The organism is Leeuwenhoekiella obamensis (assembly GCF_055391795.1).
The window spans coordinates 2,498,248-2,513,804 of sequence record NZ_AP029251.1 but is presented as its reverse complement, the minus strand read 5'-3'; the positions used below and the strand labels follow the sequence as shown (position 1 = coordinate 2,513,804).

Sequence of the window (15,557 nt, the reverse complement as noted above, 5' to 3'; positions counted from 1 at the left end):
TTGAATGGTATTTTTGAGAATTTAACATTGACTGTAAATTATTCAACATGAAAAATGAATATTCTGTAGATGTAGTGATAAAAAATAAGGTTGCTTGGTTAACCTTTGGAACTCCAGATCATAACGCTTTGCCTTCTTCCGCTTTAAGCGAAATAGAGCGAGCCTTCTTAGCGCTTAGCGAGAATAAGGATGTATTAGTGATCGTTTTAAAAAGTGCTGGTGATCGTACATTTTGTGCGGGAGCGTCTTTTAAAGAATTGATCGCAATAGAAGATGAAACTACAGGAAAGGCTTTTTTTATGGGTTTTGCCAAAGTGATCTTGGCGATGCGTAAATGTCCACAGTTGATCATAGGCCGCGTGCAAGGCAAAACCGTGGGCGGCGGTGTGGGACTTGCGGCTGCTACGGATTATTGTCTTGCGACGAAATTTGCTTCGGTAAAATTAAGTGAGATCAGCATAGGTATTGGTCCGTTTGTGATAGGTCCTGCGGTGCAGCGGAAAATGGGAGTTTCTGCTTTCTCACAACTTTCAATTGATGCGACCGAGTTTTATGGAGCAGACTGGGCGCATCAAAAAGGATTGTATACAGAAGTTTTTGCTGATGCAGAGGCGATGGATGCAGCTGTTACAACTTTGGCCGAAAGGCTTGCAACTTACAACCCTGAGGCTCTTATCGCTTTGAAAAAAATGTATTGGGAAGGAACAGAAAACTGGCTAGAAGTGCTGGAGAAGCGGGCGGAACAGAGTGGTACTTTGGTTTTGTCTAGTTTTACAAAAGAGGTTCTAGCTAAATATAAGTAAATAAAAAAGCTTCCATTTTAGTGGAAGCTTTTTTATTTGAGTTTCTTTTTAAAGAATTAGTTGCTGCTTAACATCTTAGGTGGATATTCTTGCATGATCTCATTTACGATCTCGCTAATTCTTTCTTCTTTGCGATCCATTTTGCTAGGAAGATATCCAGTGCCTTGACCTTGCCAAACGAGTTCTTTTTTGTTTGAATCGATCAAGTCGATGTACAAGGTTCCTTCTGTTGAGGTTGAAACTGAATTTGTGCTCATTCCCATTCCCCAAGGTCCCCATGCACCCCAGCCCCAGCCGTTGTTGTTATAAACATTAACGCGTTGCTCTGCGGTTGTAAAAATGCTTACAAGAAGTGCTGGATTTTCAGATTTTGTAAAACCTTTAGCTAGAAGTTCAGTCTCAATAGCTCTTAATATTCTTTTCTTGTCTAAGTCAGAAATTTCTGCTTTGTCGATGCCAGGCTTGAAGAATGCAAAAGTTTTGTAGTTATTGAAATTTGCATTTTGATCATAGTCAGATGCAACCCTTACAGAGCTGCATGAAGCTAGCAGGCCAACAGTAAATAAAAGTAAAAGTGTTCTCATTGCTCTCATATGCTTTGATTTAGTAGTTAAGATAAAATACCTTGAATTGATTTATTGTTTTGTTTTAAACACAATAATCATACCAAGGTTTAGTGATTATCCTTTTTAGGATCAAAGCCATAAGGGCAATGTCTACATCCGCTTTTGCAGCAATATCCACGTTTTAAATGATATTGTTCAGTAAAGCATCTGTACCCTTCAGGTGTAAGATAATAATCACCATCTTCGATCTCAATGTGTTTTTTAAATTGAGACATCTAAAAATTTACCAAAGATATATGAGCGTAAAAAGTTAATTATTTACCTATCGCTGTTTTAGAATTAGATTCAGAGCTATTAGCCTTTTCAGTAAGCATAGCCTTGATTTCCTCAATTGATGCTTCTAGACTATCGATTTTGCTATTCTGCCCATCAATGATCGCTTGCTGCTCTTTAATTGCGTTTACAAGAATAGGAATTAAATCAGTATAGTTTAATCCTAGCATTTTCTCAGGATCATCACCAACTTCTACTATTTCTGGAAGAAATTCTTGAACCTCTTGAGCTATGAAACCAAAACGATCACGTTTTTTCTTATCATTTATAAAGTTGTACTGATAAGAAGCCAATTTGTTCACTGTTTCGAGACCTAGGGAAAGAGGTTTTATGTTCTCTTTCAATCTTCTATCCGAATCATTTGCGGCACCATTATAATGAATGAAACCAACCCATGTGGTTCCCCAGCGACTTCCATCTGCTCCTAGTTGTTTTACTTGGTTGCTATTGGGATAAAATGAGTTTGTATTCATTATGTAGGTTGGTGTAGTAGTAGCGCCTAAAGTATAAAATACGGTTCCTGTGGATTTTAAATTGATATCATCTTGGACATTACTTCCTAAAACGTCATTTTGAATTCCTATTTCTAAAAGAGAGTTTTCATTGGTACTTCCAAAAGGACTTCCATCATCAGAGTATCTTATATAAGCGTAATCACTACCATTGTTAACAGCACTGGGGAAGACAATTGAAGATTCACCTAAGTTATTACCATGCCTAAGAACAAGAGATCCATTATTAGCTGAGGCCGCTGTCCCGGTTGCCTCATATATTCTCATAGCTCCCGTGCTCCCTGCAATATTAACAGTAGTATTATTACCTGAGAAATTGAGGTTGTTAGTACCCATGGTAACTGTTCTGTTACCGCCTAAAGTTCCGTTTGCGATGTAAAGATTGTTTTTCAAGTCGGCAATAGGTTCTTCGATAATGTTACCGCTAGCATCAACAGCTAAACCTCTTGTAGCTGTTCCTGCGATAGTACCAGAGCCATAACTTGCAAGACGCACATTTCCGTTTGTATAAATATTGTTATTTATGTTAGTTGCCGCAGCGTTTGTACTTTGATCATACCAGTCTTGATTCGCGGCAGCGTAAGCTGCTTGAGTATTTAATTCTACTACTCTTCCTGCCGCTGTCACTCCTAAGATTTGCGTAGGAGTTCCTAAAATACTTCCAGAACCATAAGCGCCAAGATCAATAGAGCGGTCAGCATTAACTCTTAAGCCTAGATTTCCTCCATTGCTTACGCTTAAGCTACTTCCATTTAAATTAATTGTTCTAGCACCTGTAAGTGCACCATCTATATTGTAAAGATTGTTCTTGTAACTAGCGATTGATTCTTCGATCAGATTTCCGCTGGCATCTACAGCTAAACCATATGTTGCTGTACCTGTGTTGCTCCCTGAGCCGTATGCGCCCAAAGCAAGAGAACGATTTGCGGCGTTAATTCGTAAACCTAAATTAGCTCCATTGCTGAAGCTTAAATTGTTGCCATTAAGATTTACAGTTCTTGCTCCAGTTAAGCTGCTATCACTATTGTAAAGGGTTGTCGCTGTGGTACTGTTATTTTGTAGCCTGTTCCATTGGTTGCTTGCCCAATAATAAAATCCAGGTGTAACTGCTGTAGAACCTGAACTAGCAGTAGCAGTGTTGAAAACAAGAAGTCCAGTGGGTACATCAGCTTGAGCTCCGTATATGGGAGCGCTATTGTTAGTAGCGGTTAATGCAACACGGTTGATCAAAATCCCTTTATTGGTTTGACCCATATCTATTGAAGCTCTCATGTTAGGAGCAGTGTTGGATATTCCTAAACCTCCAGAAGAAGCAATGTTTATATTATCTACATCATTGTCAGAGATACCAGTTCCATCATTTTGCACGCCTAAGGTCAAAAGACCATTCTCATTTGTTGATCCATTTGTAGAACCGTCGTCAGCAAAACTTAAATATCCATAATCGCTATTTGCATTAGAGGCACTAGGAAAAACAATAGAAGAAACTCCGCTACCATCATTTGTTTCGTGTTTTAAAACAAGTGAACCAGAATTAAATGCTGGGGGTGAACTTGCAGTAGTAAATGTTGCCATACGATTAGCATCAACTACAAACGCATCATCGGTGCCTATTGCAAGACCAAGTCCTGCACTTGTAGACCAATAATATTCGTTAGAATATAAACCTGCAGGCGAAAGAAACAAATAATCGTTATCTGTTGTGTTGTTTAAGAAACCAAAGATATTGTTATTGAGGTTTACTGTTCTAAATCCGGTGCCAGTAGTTACAGTCCCATCATTAGCGTACAAGCTAGTATCAGCATCATCTGCACCCGTAGTAAGTTTTACCCAAGCGCTACCACTCCAATAATAAAAACCTTTGTCAATACCAGGTGTAGAACTATTAATATTATATACTAGAAGACTCTCGGCCATCGTTCCTGCTATAGGTGCGCTACTACTTAAATTTGTGATCGCTACACGAGGAATTAAAAGACCTTTTGTACTTGCATCAATATCAAGCATAGAAGATTCAACGGGAGTGTCTGTACCTATACCTACCTGGGCAGTTGTTGTGATAGTAAACAGTAAAAATGCAAAAGAGCTTAGTAATAATTTTTTCATGGGGTGATGAAAGTTAGATGGCAAAAGTACTGGGTTATTTTAAATTAACTGTATTTTTTACTTGTATTTAACATTAAAATTGTAAGATATTATTGTAAGAAATCAATAAAATTCTATTAATATTCATTCTCAGGTCTTTATAAATGGTCCGTTGGTCTAGTTTTTTGGTTCCTAAGGGTTTTGCTGCAATTACCCTCTTTCCTTTTATCATCTTACGATCAGATACTTATAAAAATGATCAAAAACTTTTGTTGCATGAGCGCATTCATCTTGCTCAGCAAAAGGAGTTATTGGTCACTCCATTTTTTCTCATGTATAGTACGGAGTTTCTAGTGCGATTGGTTTTGTATAGATCAAGAAAAAAGGCATATCGTAATATTTCTTTTGAGCGAGAAGCATATGCAAACGAAACAAATCAGCAATATTTGCATTCTAGAAAACCATACAGTTTTTTTAAATATCTATGATCTTCAAAGAGCAGCATTCACAAACGCAATTTATCGCGCAGATCAACGGAGTCAATATTTCTCTTAAGCGAGAAGATATGCTGCATCCCGAGGTTTCTGGTAATAAATTCAGGAAGCTAAAATATAATTTGGCTGCAGCCAAAAATCTAAACAAAAACACACTGCTAACCTTTGGAGGTGCGTTCTCAAATCACATTGCGGCAACGGCCGCTGCGGCAAAGCTTGAAGGCCTAAAAAGTATAGGGATTATTCGCGGTGATGAGCTTGCAAAGGATATTGAGCTAACGCTTAAGCATAATAAAACATTAAGCGGAGCCTTTAAAAATGGGATGAAGCTCATTTTTATAGATCGAGAGACGTACCGCAAGAAAGAAGATTTAGATATCAGTGAATTACTTAAAGAAATGAGTTTTTGTAATGAAGATTTTGTTTCAGAGGTAGATGAGATCTTTGTCGTGCCAGAAGGTGGTACAAATGAACTTGCGGTTAAAGGTTGCACAGAGATCTTAGAAGAAACCGATTCAAATTTTAACTATGTTGCCTGCCCAGTAGGAACCGGTGGCACCATTGCAGGAATCATTAATTCTTCCGCCGAAAGGCAAAAAATACTGGGATTTCCTGCGCTTAAAAGTGATTTTCTCACTGCCGAGATCACAAAATTTACCACAAAAACTAACTGGGAACTTATCACAGATTTTCATTTTGGCGGCTATGGCAAGATCACAAATGAGCTTGTGACTTTTATGAACGATTTTAAGCAAACGCACAACATCTTGCTAGATCCGGTTTATACGGCAAAGATGCTTTTTGGGATATGGCATATGGCAGAGAATGGCTATTTTCGCAAAGATGATCACGTGCTTGCGATTCACACTGGCGGTTTGCAAGGAATTGAAGGTATGAATCATGTTTTGAGAAAAAAAGGGATGCAAACAATCATTCAATAATGAAAAAAATAGTTGTTTTAATCGTGTTAGCACTATTGCTGGCAAGTTGCGGTGGCGCAAAAAAGGCTAAGAAGAAACAGGTGGTTTTTAGACCGTCTAACAGCATGGAAAAATTAGACAAGCCGGCTGACGTGCCTAAGCAAACTGAGAAAGCTTTTGAGGCGGCGCCGTTTACAAGCGTAGAAGGTTATATAAACGCTTACGCGGAAGTTGCTAAGATAGAAATGAAAAACTACGGCATCCCGGCAAGTATCACCATGGCGCAGGCAATTTTAGAAAGTGGCGCGGGTCATGGCGAACTCACGATGAAAGCGAACAACCACTTCGGGATAAAATGTCACGACTGGAAGGGAGAATCTGTAACTCATGATGATGATGAGAAGGGAGAATGCTTCCGCAAGTACGATCACCCGATGGAGTCTTTTAAAGATCACTCAGAGTTTCTTGCAAATAGAAGTAGATATGCGTTTCTTTTTGATCTAGAGAAGAACGATTATGTGGCTTGGGCCAAAGGACTGCGTAAAGCAGGTTATGCAACAGATAGAAAATACCCTGAAAAGTTAATAGCACTTATTGAAAAATATGAGCTGTATAAATTTGATGAAGAAGTTACTGGTGAAGAATATGTAAAACCAGAAGTTATGGAGGCGCTAGCAGCTTATGATAACAGTTCTTCTAATTCAAGTGCAAACAAAGAAAACAAACATGTTGTTGTAAAAGGCGATACGCTGTATAGTATAAGTAGACGATACAATTTAAGTGTAGACGAGCTTAAGAAATACAACAATCTTAATGATAATACGATAAGCATCGGGCAGGTGCTTAAAATCTCAAAATAATCTTTTAATGTTATATAAAAGAAGCAGTGCGCTTTTTGCAGAAGCAAAAAAAGTAATCCCTGGCGGAGTGAATTCTCCCGTAAGAGCATTTAAAGCAGTAGGCGGTGATCCTATTTTTATAAAGAAGGCTAAAGGTGCTTATTTGTATGATGAGGATGATAACAAGTTGATAGATTATATCAATTCTTGGGGGCCAATGATCTTAGGTCATGCACATGACAAAGTTGTAGATGCGATTGTTGAGAGAACAAAACTTGGGACTTCTTTTGGTACGCCCACAGAACTTGAAACTAAGATCGCAGAGCTTGCGGTTTCAATGATCCCTAATGTAGATAAAATACGTTTTGTAAATAGCGGTACAGAGGCGTGTATGAGTGCTGTGCGTTTAGCACGTGGTTTTACTGGTAGAGACAAGATTATAAAATTTGCTGGTTGTTATCACGGCCATTCAGATTCTTTCTTGATCCAGGCGGGAAGTGGTGCGATGACCTTTGGTACGCCTAATAGTCCTGGAGTTACAAAAGGTACAGCACAAGACACGGTGCTTGCAGCTTATAATGATCTGGAGCAAGTTGCAGAGATCATGAGTAATAATCATGGTGAGATCGCTGCGATAATCCTTGAGCCAGTAGCTGGTAATATGGGATGTATTCCGCCGGCTGAAGGCTTTCTTGAAGGTCTGCGTAAACTATGTGATGAGCACGGTACTTTACTCATTTTTGATGAAGTGATGACAGGCTTTAGATTGGCAAGAGGTGGTGCGCAAGAACTTCTGGGTGTTAAGGCAGATATTGCAACATTTGGTAAAGTGATAGGCGGCGGTCTGCCAGTAGGAGCTTTTGCGGCAAGAAATGAGATTATGGATTATCTCGCTCCGCTAGGGCCGGTTTACCAAGCAGGAACTTTAAGTGGTAATCCGCTTGCGATGGCAGCTGGTTACGAAACGTTAATGATTTTGAACGAGGATGCTGAGATCTTTAACCGTCTAAAAAACAAAACCGAATATCTGCATAAAGGCATTGAGAACGCACTTACTCAAAATGGCGTTACACATACCATCAATAGAGTGGGATCAATGATCTCTGTGCATTTTGCAGAAGAGGCTGTGTCAGATTTTGGCTCGGCGGCCAAAGGTGATAACCCACAATTCAAGAAATTCTTTCATGGGTTGTTGGCTGAGGGAATTTACATTGCGCCCAGCGCATATGAAACATGGTTCTTAACAGACGCTTTAACCCAAGAAGATCTGGACAAAACAATAACAGCTATTGAAAAAGTAGCAAAAGAACTTTAAAAAAAATCCCCGTCCATCGACGGGGATTTTTTTTAGTTACGCGTTTTGTGACGTCTGTTATTCTTGAATCTTTCTTTCATCTCCATTGCGCGGTGGCTGCGCATTTTGCGCCACTGGTCAAACTGCTTCTCAGTAAGGATACCTTGCATTTTTTCTTGATGTGCGATCATTGCATCCATCATTGAAGTGCGCATCTCCTTACGCTGCTCTTCTGTAGGTTTTTCACCTGCTTTTCTAGCTTCTCTAAAAGCTTCCATCTTAGCTTTTCTGGTTTTAGCTTCAGCTAACTCAAGGTCATATACCTTTTTTTGTTGAGCATCATCTAATACTAGCGCAAGGGTAAGTTTCTTTGTTTGCATTTCTGCCATCTCTTCTGGAGTGGCGTTCATCATTTTATGATCTCCATCGCGATGACGTGGACCATCTTGAGCTGTCATAAATCCGCCGATCATTAACGCAGCGATTAAAAGCATTTTTTTCATATTCATCGTTTTTAAATTGTTTCTGCGAGTATGACCTGATGAAATAAAAAAGGTTTAGCTTTTTGCTGAAAAAAAAATAAAAATTTCTTTTTCCAACCTTGTTAAGTCTATAAAATTAAAAACCCGACTCACTGATTATAAGTCGGGTTTTTTTGTTTTTGTTCTTTTGGCGAAAGCCAAATATTACTCTACTAAAGAAACGATCAAAGCGTCATCTGTCTTAGTGACTTTAGCGATCTTTTGCTTGGTTAGACCTTTTATCGCCTTGTCCCATTTTTTGTTGCTTAGTCCAGATTGCTCTTTAAGTGTATCTAGCGGAAGCTCTTTTTGCTCCTTTAAGATCTTGAAGATCGCTTTTTCTTCTTCAGTGATTTCTAGAGGTTTTTTCTCTGGCTTCATCTGCGGGAAGAAAAGCACTTCTTGAATTGAAGAATTGTTTGTCATAAGCATCACAAGTCTATCGATCCCGATCCCGATTCCTGCTGTGGGAGGCATCCCGTATTCTAGTGAACGCAAGAAATCCTGATCGATGAACATCGCCTCGTCGTCGCCTTTTTCGCTTAAAGCGAGCTGCGCTTCAAAACGTTTTCTCTGCTCGATAGGATCATTAAGCTCAGAGTAGCAGTTTGCAACCTCTTTACCGTTTATCATAAGTTCAAAACGCTCTGTAAGATCTGGGTTCTCGCGGTGCTCTTTAGTAAGCGGACTCATCTCTTTAGGGTAATCTGTGATGAAGGTAGGCTGGATGTATTTGTGCTCACATTTTTCGCCAAAGATCTCATCAATAAGTTTACCTACACCCATCGTTGCGTCTGTCTCGATGTCTAGCTCTTTACAGATGGCTTTAAGCTCTTCTTCATTTTTACCAGCTACATCATAACCTGTGTGATCTTTTATGGCTTGTAAGATCGGCACACGAGGATATGGTGCTTTAAACTCAATCTCGTTGCTGCCTACGGCGATCTTGCTTTTTCCGGTAGCGTTAAGAGCGACTTTTTCAAGCAATTGCTCTGTCATGCTCATCATCCAGTTGTAATCTTTGTAAGCTACATAAAGCTCCATCACGGTAAACTCTGGATTGTGTGTGCGGTCCATACCTTCGTTACGGAAGTCTTTTGCAAACTCGTAAACTCCGTCAAAACCACCTACAATAAGTCTTTTAAGATAAAGCTCATTTGCGATCCTAAGGTATAATGGAATATCTAGCGCATTGTGATGTGTGATAAACGGTCTTGCCGAAGCACCACCAGGAATAGGTTGAAGAATAGGAGTTTCAACCTCAAGATATCCTTTGTCGTTAAAAAATTCTCTGATCGTATTTGTGATCTTAGTGCGCGCAATGAAAGTGTCTTTTACACTGCGATTTACAATAAGATCTACATAACGCTGGCGGTAACGTTGCTCGGCATCTGTAAATGCATCATGCACTTTACCCTCTGCATCTGTGCGTGGTTGTGGTAATGGGCGTAGAGATTTACTCAAGATTGAGAAGCCTTTTACCATTACCGTTTTTTCGCCCACTTGTGTTTTAAAAAGTTCACCTTCTATACCGATGATATCGCCTATGTCAAGTAACTTCTTATAAACATCGTTGTAAAGCGTTTTGTCTTCACCCGTGCAGATCTCATCACGGTTAAAATATATCTGTATGCGTCCTTCGCCGTCTTGTAACTCTGCAAAAGATGCTTTCCCTTGAATTCTGCGTGACATTAATCTACCTGCAAGAATTACTTTTTCTCCTTCTTTGTAATCCTTCTTGATCTGGGCAGTAGTATGTGTATAGTTAAATTCGTCTGCGGGATATGGGTCAATACCCATTTTGCGCAAAGCGGCAAGTTTTTCTCTTCTTACTATTTCCTGTTCTGAAAGTTGCATACAGCTCTTAATTTTAGCCCGCAAAGATAGTTACTCACAACGGACAAATCAATAATTGTAACATAAGCTTGCATATTGATACTTATAAGTATCATCAATCAATCAACAAAATGAGTTTTTTAAGAGCGTTAGTGGCTATTTTTTTGCCACCGTTATCCGTTTTAGACAAGGGCTGTGGCTCTGTTCTTCTAGTTACATTGCTGTGGTTTTGTGGCTGGATCCCTGGGGTTATCGCTGCACTTGTGATCGTGAATGGATCTAGGCGGTGAGGTTTTTTGGCTTAAAGCCAAAACAACTTAAACCTTATCAATTGTCGTATCTTTGTAGCATGAATAAGAAGATAGCTGTAGAAGATCTGGGACGTAAGGATTACAAGGAAACTTGGGATTATCAAGAAGAATTGTTCAAAGAAATTCTGGATATAAAGGTTAAGAACAGGAGGGAAGATGCCGGTTTAGAAACACCGAATCATTTTTTATTTGTTGAACATCCGCATGTGTATACTTTGGGTAAAAGCGGCGATGCTTCAAATCTTCTTGTAAATGAAGAACAGCTGGCTGAAAAAGGCGCGACTTTCTATAAGATCAATCGAGGTGGTGATATAACGTATCACGGTCCCGGTCAGATCGTGGGATATCCTATTCTTGATCTGGAGAATTTTTTTACAGATATTCATAAATACCTGCGTTTGCTAGAAGAGACCATAATTCTCACGTTAGCCGAATATGGTATAAAATCTGAACGTTCACCAGGTGAAACCGGAGTTTGGCTAGACGTAGGCACGCCATTTGCTCGAAAGATTTGTGCGATGGGTGTGCGTGCGAGTAGATGGGTAACGATGCACGGTTTTGCATTTAATGTAAATGCAGATCTAGGTTATTTTGATAACATCGTGCCTTGCGGAATACGTGATAAAACCGTGACATCTCTTAATGTTGAGCTAGGAAAGCCAGAAGTAGATATTGAAGAGGTAAAGCCGAAACTCTTGAAACACTTCAGCGACTTGTTTGAAGCAGAGTTACTACAACAAAAAACCGAGGCTTAAACCTCGGTTCTTACTAGACTAATTATTGAAATAACGATTAGTATAAGGGTCTTTTGAATTATCAATTCTAAAGCTCGTTAAAACTAGCCATTTTGATTTTCTCATGAATTAGGGGTTTTTCCCCTTTTTTTGATTTTGAATCATTGATCAAATTCTGTTAGGATGTTAACCCCAGCGATTGCGCCTTCGTTGTTGTATTCTATTTGTTTTACAAGTCCTATTCCTTCTGCGATCCATTGTTTTGCTGAGCCTTGGCCTTTTAAACCTTTTTCAAAAACAGTATCGTAAGTGATTACTTTGCAATTAAATGTTCCTGCGGGTGTGTGTAAAGTTTCGTTTGCTTCTACTGTTCTGTTTGTCATTTTATATTCTACTTTCATGACAATGGGCATTACTCGCACGTTCATTGTGATCTTTGCGTCTGGTAATTTTTCTCCTTCTTGTAGATCGTTAGGGATCTCAACTTCTGCGTCTACAACTTCGTAATCTAAGTTGCTAAATTTTTCCATCAAGAATCCTGGTAAGATGGATTTATAATTCAGTTTTATGCTGTTTTCTTCGGTGCATTCTAACTCTAAAACGGGTTCGCTGTTTTTGTTTTGTGTGCCGTCTTCAACAGTTGCGGCGATGATCGCTTTTTCACCTTTTGGCGTAAGCCAAACATCTTTAACCTCATAATTGCTTATCGCGATGAGGTTGTTGTCTGTGCCGTATGATCTGATCTCAAAAGCTGTATTTTCTTTAAATGGATAATAGCGGCTGCAGTTTTCTTGCGCTAATGCTCCAAGAGCAAAAAACAAAGCGAGCGTTACAAAAATTCCTTTCATGACAAAAGTGAATTTGTATGGTTAATAAGGGGAAATGTAATTGGGTTTTTAGGGAGAATGAGATAAGAAGGGATGCTTATCTTATGAAAACTCAATTATAACCGTCAAGAAACAGAAGAAAACAAGGTGTTGTAACCTTCTGATTATCAAATATAAAAATATAATCAATAGGTTGGTAAGAAAGTTTGCTTTTTATGTGTTGACTTTTAAGGATTTATCTGATAGAGCAAAATGGTGTTTTTCTCACCTTTTACCACGATACCTGGATTTTTGCCTTTTTGAAGATTGGCGATACTCGCTGCAGAGTTACCGTAAATAGGGAAATTAGGCAGTAATTCTCCTTTAGCACTAAAGAGATAAACTTGTTTAGATTGGTCATCTGTAAGTGAGATGTATTCTTTATTGCCAACTTTAAAAATGTTGAGACCCGTATAAAGTCCGAAGTCTAACTCTGATGTTTTGCCATTAATAGTGAGCATATTTCCTATTAAAGTAGCTTTTACCTTATCAGTTGTTTTATGCAGTATTTCGTTGCTTTCTACCGGCGGATCTTGTTTTATGTTGCCTTTTTCAGAGATTGTGATCAGGCTGCCTTTTGCGTCATATAATTTAAAATTCTTATCGCCTTCTTGCGTGCTTGTGCTACCAAAATCAAAAGTCTCAGCTACATCTACACGCACATCGCCCGTTCTGTCAAGAATTTTCAACTTGCCGTTACTCAATTGAACTACGATATAATCTTTTGTGCCAATTCTTATATGCTTGGGAGCAAAAAGTAGCGCGCTGCCAGCATCTGTGTATTTAAAGCCTTTTACGATCTTACCGTCTGTGTTATACATGAGCAGTTTATCGCCTTGCGTGATGATCATTCTATAATTGCGATTGCCGTCATAATCAAAAAGCGCCAGCGGCTGCGTAACTTGGTCTTCAAATTTTAATGGATACGGTTTTACGTCATTTCCTTCTCTGTCTATAATTCTAAGAGAAGAAGCTGTAGCAAAAGCCAACTGCAATCTGCCATTTTTATAAAGATCGATCTGTTTAATCTTGCCCAGAATCCTGTTGTCTAATTGCTTTTTCCAAAGGATTTTGCCTTTGTTGTTTATAAGATAAAGCACATTATTAACATCCTGAACGGCGATATCACTTCCTTCGGTGCGATGATTGCGTACTAGTTGTGGTGCAATGGCAAGATCAGCTTCTAGTTTAATAGAAGCGAGTTGAGAAACAGCGCCAGCCTCAGGTTTTATAGTGTTGCGCTCTGCAAGCGCATTTACATGCATAAAGCCATTTTCTTGTGTGAGTTGGATGATTCCAAAAGGATAATCGTCCAATTTTAACGCTTCAATGCTGGGTTTCGCTTCCGCGGAAACTGATTCTTTTACCTTTTCTAAAACCTGATCTGTGTTACCCAGAAGTTGTAGCGAAGTTCTGCCAGCAAGATGCGACCGGAAGGTTTCAAAATTAGATTGCTGCGCCAAATATGAGTTATTCTTCAGGTTGGTAATAAGCGTTTGAAGTAGGTTTTTACTTTTGGCGAAAGCCATATACTGCTCTGTGCGACACATGTAAGAAGCCGTTTCTGGAGCGATAATTTCTTTAAAAGACTTGGATAAAAAGGTGGAATCTGCAATTTTGAAGATCTCTACTTCTCTGAATGTTTCGTCTGTCTCTTGAATGGGTGCGATAAACTCAAGCGAAGCTTCAGTATCAGGAAATGCCAGTGCAGTTATTGAGCCGTCTGCCAAGTGAATTTTAGAGATTTCTGTGGCGTTTGCAAGCAGGTCTTCCTCCGGTAATTGCAAATCGGCCGGCTGAATGCCGCGATAGTTTGCGAGATTCTTTTTGTATTGATCCCAGTTTGTGTAATTCAAAGAAACCGCGCCAATTGCAGAAGACGGTAGAATTTCGGCGATTTTATTAGTCGCAGGTTTTACATCTTTAAGGAGTGAGAGTGTGGTTTTGTTTGTTGTTCCGGGTAGCAAAACTCCATTAAATTGCAGTGATGCGTTCTTGTCATAAAGATCAAGACCTATCCAGCTAAATTTGTTTTTTATAGTATTACGCTTTCGCGGAAATAACTCGTCAAAAAGACTTGAAGCGCCCTCGGCTGGCATAAAAATATTTGCGATCGCATCGTTGTCTGCGGTGCTTGCTATTTTGATAAATTCTTCGGGTAATAATTCTTTATTATTCTGATTGCGAATGGTGTTTTCTAGCAGTAACGGCGATGTGCTGGCGATCAACGTATTGTTCAGATTGATAAAGTGTAGGTCTTTGTTGTTTTCACTTAAAGTGGAAATAGCTACGTCTTCATAATTGCGAGTGGTAATGTTTTTTTGGCGTAAGCTATCTATTTTAAGATCTGAAGCGTTGTACTTTGTGATGAAAGCGAGGTCATATTCAGCTTTGCCAAGTGGCACAAAACACAGCCATACCGGTCCAGAAGGCGTTATGCTTGAGAGGTTTTTAGTGCTCTCAGAAAGGGTTTCATACGCAGGAGTGTGATTAAGCGCCGTGATGAGGTTGTTTGATTGCAAAGAATTTGATAATTCTTCCCAGTCGTTCACTTTTATGATCACCGTAGATTGAAGCGGAATAAAATTCTCTAAACCATTGCTATTGCTGGTTTCTTTAGAGCATGAGAGCATGCAGAATGCTGCTAAGATCGCCAAGAGAATTTTTTTCATGATCTGTGGTTTTGTGGCGAAATTAATAACGTGATACCTTTGAATAAAGCAATAACGGCATTATTAATAAGATATTTTTCAACAAATTATAGTGGCAATGAAAGTTGATCAGGAAGTTGCTTGAAGCTTTTTCTGTGATACGGCGATATGCCATGTTCTCTAATGGCAGCGCGGTGTTCTTTAGTAGGGTAACCTTTGTTTTTAACCCAGTTATAATACGGGAATTCTTCGTGAATTTGCTGCATATAGAAATCACGCTCAGTCTTTGCTAGTATTGACGCCGCTGCAATTGATAGGAATCTTCCATCACCTTTTACAAAGCATTCATGAGTACAGTCTAAATAGGTTTTAAAACGATTGCCGTCTACTATTATATGCTCTGGTTTTTGGCTAAGCAATTCAATAGCAAGATGCATAGCTTTAATAGAAGCGTTGAGAATATTTATCTTATCAATCTCTTCTGGAAATACATGTGCGATACCGTAACATATTGATTCTTCTTTAATTACATTTCTGAGAATAATACGTTGTTTGTGGCTAAGCTGCTTAGAATCATTGAGTGATGGGTTAGAAAATGAATCAGGAAGTATAACGGCAGCAGCAGTAACGGGGCCTGCGAGGCATCCTCTACCGGCTTCATCAGTGCCACATTCTTTAAGAAGGCTTTGGCTTTTAATTATCAAACTCATGTTAACGATTTCTTAATCTGGAGCTGTTATAATATTAATTCACTGTTAATTCTACAATTAAATGTTGCAAAAAATAAATTTA

The 15,557-nt window shown here is 39.0% G+C and carries 14 protein-coding genes; 6 read left to right on the top strand and 8 right to left on the bottom strand.

Annotated elements, in window-relative coordinates; genetic code table 11:
• Positions 1–47 precede the first annotated feature (47 nt).
• Positions 48–803: an enoyl-CoA hydratase/isomerase family protein gene (locus ACZ5L8_RS11180; protein ID WP_464437512.1), complete on the top strand. Its 756-nt coding sequence runs from the start codon at positions 48–50 to the stop codon at positions 801–803.
• Positions 804–859: 56 nt separating this feature from the next.
• Here the strand turns inward: ACZ5L8_RS11180 and ACZ5L8_RS11175 are convergent, their stop codons facing one another.
• The 3 genes from ACZ5L8_RS11175 to ACZ5L8_RS11165 form a co-directional block, all read right to left on the bottom strand.
• Positions 860–1,396, bottom strand: a complete 537-nt coding sequence (locus ACZ5L8_RS11175) for a DUF4136 domain-containing protein (protein WP_464437510.1) — start codon at positions 1,394–1,396, stop codon at positions 860–862.
• Between the two features lie 80 nt (positions 1,397–1,476).
• The gene (locus tag ACZ5L8_RS11170) at positions 1,477–1,644 is read right to left on the bottom strand and encodes a DUF5522 domain-containing protein (RefSeq protein WP_464437509.1); all 168 of its coding nucleotides are present in this window, start codon (positions 1,642–1,644) and stop codon (positions 1,477–1,479) included.
• A 39-nt stretch (positions 1,645–1,683) separates the two neighbouring features.
• Entirely contained in the window at positions 1,684–4,320 is a 2,637-nt protein-coding gene (locus ACZ5L8_RS11165; protein ID WP_464437507.1) for a tail fiber domain-containing protein, read from the bottom strand.
• A gap of 463 nt (positions 4,321–4,783) precedes the next feature.
• Here ACZ5L8_RS11165 and ACZ5L8_RS11160 point away from each other — a divergent pair, with 463 nt between their 5' ends.
• The 3 genes from ACZ5L8_RS11160 to hemL are packed head-to-tail and all read left to right on the top strand — an operon-like array spanning position 4,784 to position 7,867.
• Complete coding sequence (locus ACZ5L8_RS11160; protein ID WP_464437506.1) at positions 4,784–5,734, top strand: 1-aminocyclopropane-1-carboxylate deaminase/D-cysteine desulfhydrase; 951 nt, start codon at positions 4,784–4,786, stop codon at positions 5,732–5,734.
• Positions 5,734–6,573 carry a glucosaminidase domain-containing protein gene (locus ACZ5L8_RS11155; RefSeq protein ID WP_464437504.1) on the top strand — a complete coding sequence of 280 codons (840 nt, stop codon included), beginning with the start codon at positions 5,734–5,736 and terminating at the stop codon, positions 6,571–6,573. Before ACZ5L8_RS11160 ends, ACZ5L8_RS11155 begins: the two co-directional genes overlap by 1 nt.
• Positions 6,574–6,580: 7 nt before the next feature.
• A complete protein-coding gene (hemL, locus tag ACZ5L8_RS11150) occupies positions 6,581–7,867 on the top strand; it encodes a glutamate-1-semialdehyde 2,1-aminomutase (RefSeq protein ID WP_464437502.1) in 1,287 nt (428 codons plus the stop codon).
• Positions 7,868–7,899: 32 nt separating this feature from the next.
• Here the strand turns inward: hemL and ACZ5L8_RS11145 are convergent, their stop codons facing one another.
• Together ACZ5L8_RS11145 and lysS are read right to left on the bottom strand one after the other, a co-directional pair.
• Positions 7,900–8,349: a hypothetical protein gene (locus ACZ5L8_RS11145; RefSeq protein ID WP_464437501.1), complete on the bottom strand. Its 450-nt coding sequence runs from the start codon at positions 8,347–8,349 to the stop codon at positions 7,900–7,902.
• Positions 8,350–8,532: 183 nt separating this feature from the next.
• A complete protein-coding gene (gene lysS / locus ACZ5L8_RS11140) occupies positions 8,533–10,224 on the bottom strand; it encodes a lysine--tRNA ligase (RefSeq protein WP_464437499.1) in 1,692 nt (563 codons plus the stop codon).
• 110 nt (positions 10,225–10,334) lie between these two features.
• On the opposite strand from lysS, the gene ACZ5L8_RS11135 reads away from it, so the two are divergent.
• Positions 10,335–10,493, top strand: a complete 159-nt coding sequence (locus ACZ5L8_RS11135; RefSeq protein WP_462597250.1) for a YqaE/Pmp3 family membrane protein — start codon at positions 10,335–10,337, stop codon at positions 10,491–10,493.
• 59 nt (positions 10,494–10,552) lie between these two features.
• Entirely contained in the window at positions 10,553–11,269 is a 717-nt protein-coding gene (gene lipB / locus ACZ5L8_RS11130) for a lipoyl(octanoyl) transferase LipB (protein ID WP_464437496.1), read from the top strand.
• A 140-nt stretch (positions 11,270–11,409) separates the two neighbouring features.
• On the opposite strand, the gene ACZ5L8_RS11125 is transcribed toward lipB, so the two are convergent.
• From ACZ5L8_RS11125 to ACZ5L8_RS11115, 3 genes are all read right to left on the bottom strand, one after another.
• Positions 11,410–12,096 carry a TapB family protein gene (locus tag ACZ5L8_RS11125; RefSeq protein ID WP_464437494.1) on the bottom strand — a complete coding sequence of 229 codons (687 nt, stop codon included), beginning with the start codon at positions 12,094–12,096 and terminating at the stop codon, positions 11,410–11,412.
• A gap of 206 nt (positions 12,097–12,302) precedes the next feature.
• Positions 12,303–14,786, bottom strand: a complete 2,484-nt coding sequence (locus tag ACZ5L8_RS11120) for a hypothetical protein (RefSeq protein WP_464437493.1) — start codon at positions 14,784–14,786, stop codon at positions 12,303–12,305.
• Between the two features lie 86 nt (positions 14,787–14,872).
• On the bottom strand, positions 14,873–15,475 hold the full coding sequence (locus ACZ5L8_RS11115) for a ribonuclease HII (RefSeq protein ID WP_464437491.1): 603 nt from the start codon (positions 15,473–15,475) through the stop codon (positions 14,873–14,875).
• Positions 15,476–15,557 lie beyond the last annotated feature (82 nt).

What these genes read in the sequence shown, in the direction of transcription:
- ACZ5L8_RS11180 (WP_464437512.1), top strand. Translation starts at nt 48, where the DNA reads ATGAAAAATGAATATTCTGTAGATGTAGTGATAAAAAATAAGGTTGCT.
- ACZ5L8_RS11175 (WP_464437510.1), bottom strand. Translation starts at nt 1,396, where the DNA reads ATGAGAGCAATGAGAACACTTTTACTTTTATTTACTGTTGGCCTGCTA.
- ACZ5L8_RS11170 (WP_464437509.1), bottom strand. Translation starts at nt 1,644, where the DNA reads ATGTCTCAATTTAAAAAACACATTGAGATCGAAGATGGTGATTATTAT.
- ACZ5L8_RS11165 (WP_464437507.1), bottom strand. Translation starts at nt 4,320, where the DNA reads ATGAAAAAATTATTACTAAGCTCTTTTGCATTTTTACTGTTTACTATC.
- ACZ5L8_RS11160 (WP_464437506.1), top strand. Translation starts at nt 4,784, where the DNA reads ATGATCTTCAAAGAGCAGCATTCACAAACGCAATTTATCGCGCAGATC.
- ACZ5L8_RS11155 (WP_464437504.1), top strand. Translation starts at nt 5,734, where the DNA reads ATGAAAAAAATAGTTGTTTTAATCGTGTTAGCACTATTGCTGGCAAGT.
- hemL (WP_464437502.1), top strand. Translation starts at nt 6,581, where the DNA reads ATGTTATATAAAAGAAGCAGTGCGCTTTTTGCAGAAGCAAAAAAAGTA.
- ACZ5L8_RS11145 (WP_464437501.1), bottom strand. Translation starts at nt 8,349, where the DNA reads ATGAAAAAAATGCTTTTAATCGCTGCGTTAATGATCGGCGGATTTATG.
- lysS (WP_464437499.1), bottom strand. Translation starts at nt 10,224, where the DNA reads ATGCAACTTTCAGAACAGGAAATAGTAAGAAGAGAAAAACTTGCCGCT.
- ACZ5L8_RS11135 (WP_462597250.1), top strand. Translation starts at nt 10,335, where the DNA reads ATGAGTTTTTTAAGAGCGTTAGTGGCTATTTTTTTGCCACCGTTATCC.
- lipB (WP_464437496.1), top strand. Translation starts at nt 10,553, where the DNA reads ATGAATAAGAAGATAGCTGTAGAAGATCTGGGACGTAAGGATTACAAG.
- ACZ5L8_RS11125 (WP_464437494.1), bottom strand. Translation starts at nt 12,096, where the DNA reads ATGAAAGGAATTTTTGTAACGCTCGCTTTGTTTTTTGCTCTTGGAGCA.
- ACZ5L8_RS11120 (WP_464437493.1), bottom strand. Translation starts at nt 14,786, where the DNA reads ATGAAAAAAATTCTCTTGGCGATCTTAGCAGCATTCTGCATGCTCTCA.
- ACZ5L8_RS11115 (WP_464437491.1), bottom strand. Translation starts at nt 15,475, where the DNA reads ATGAGTTTGATAATTAAAAGCCAAAGCCTTCTTAAAGAATGTGGCACT.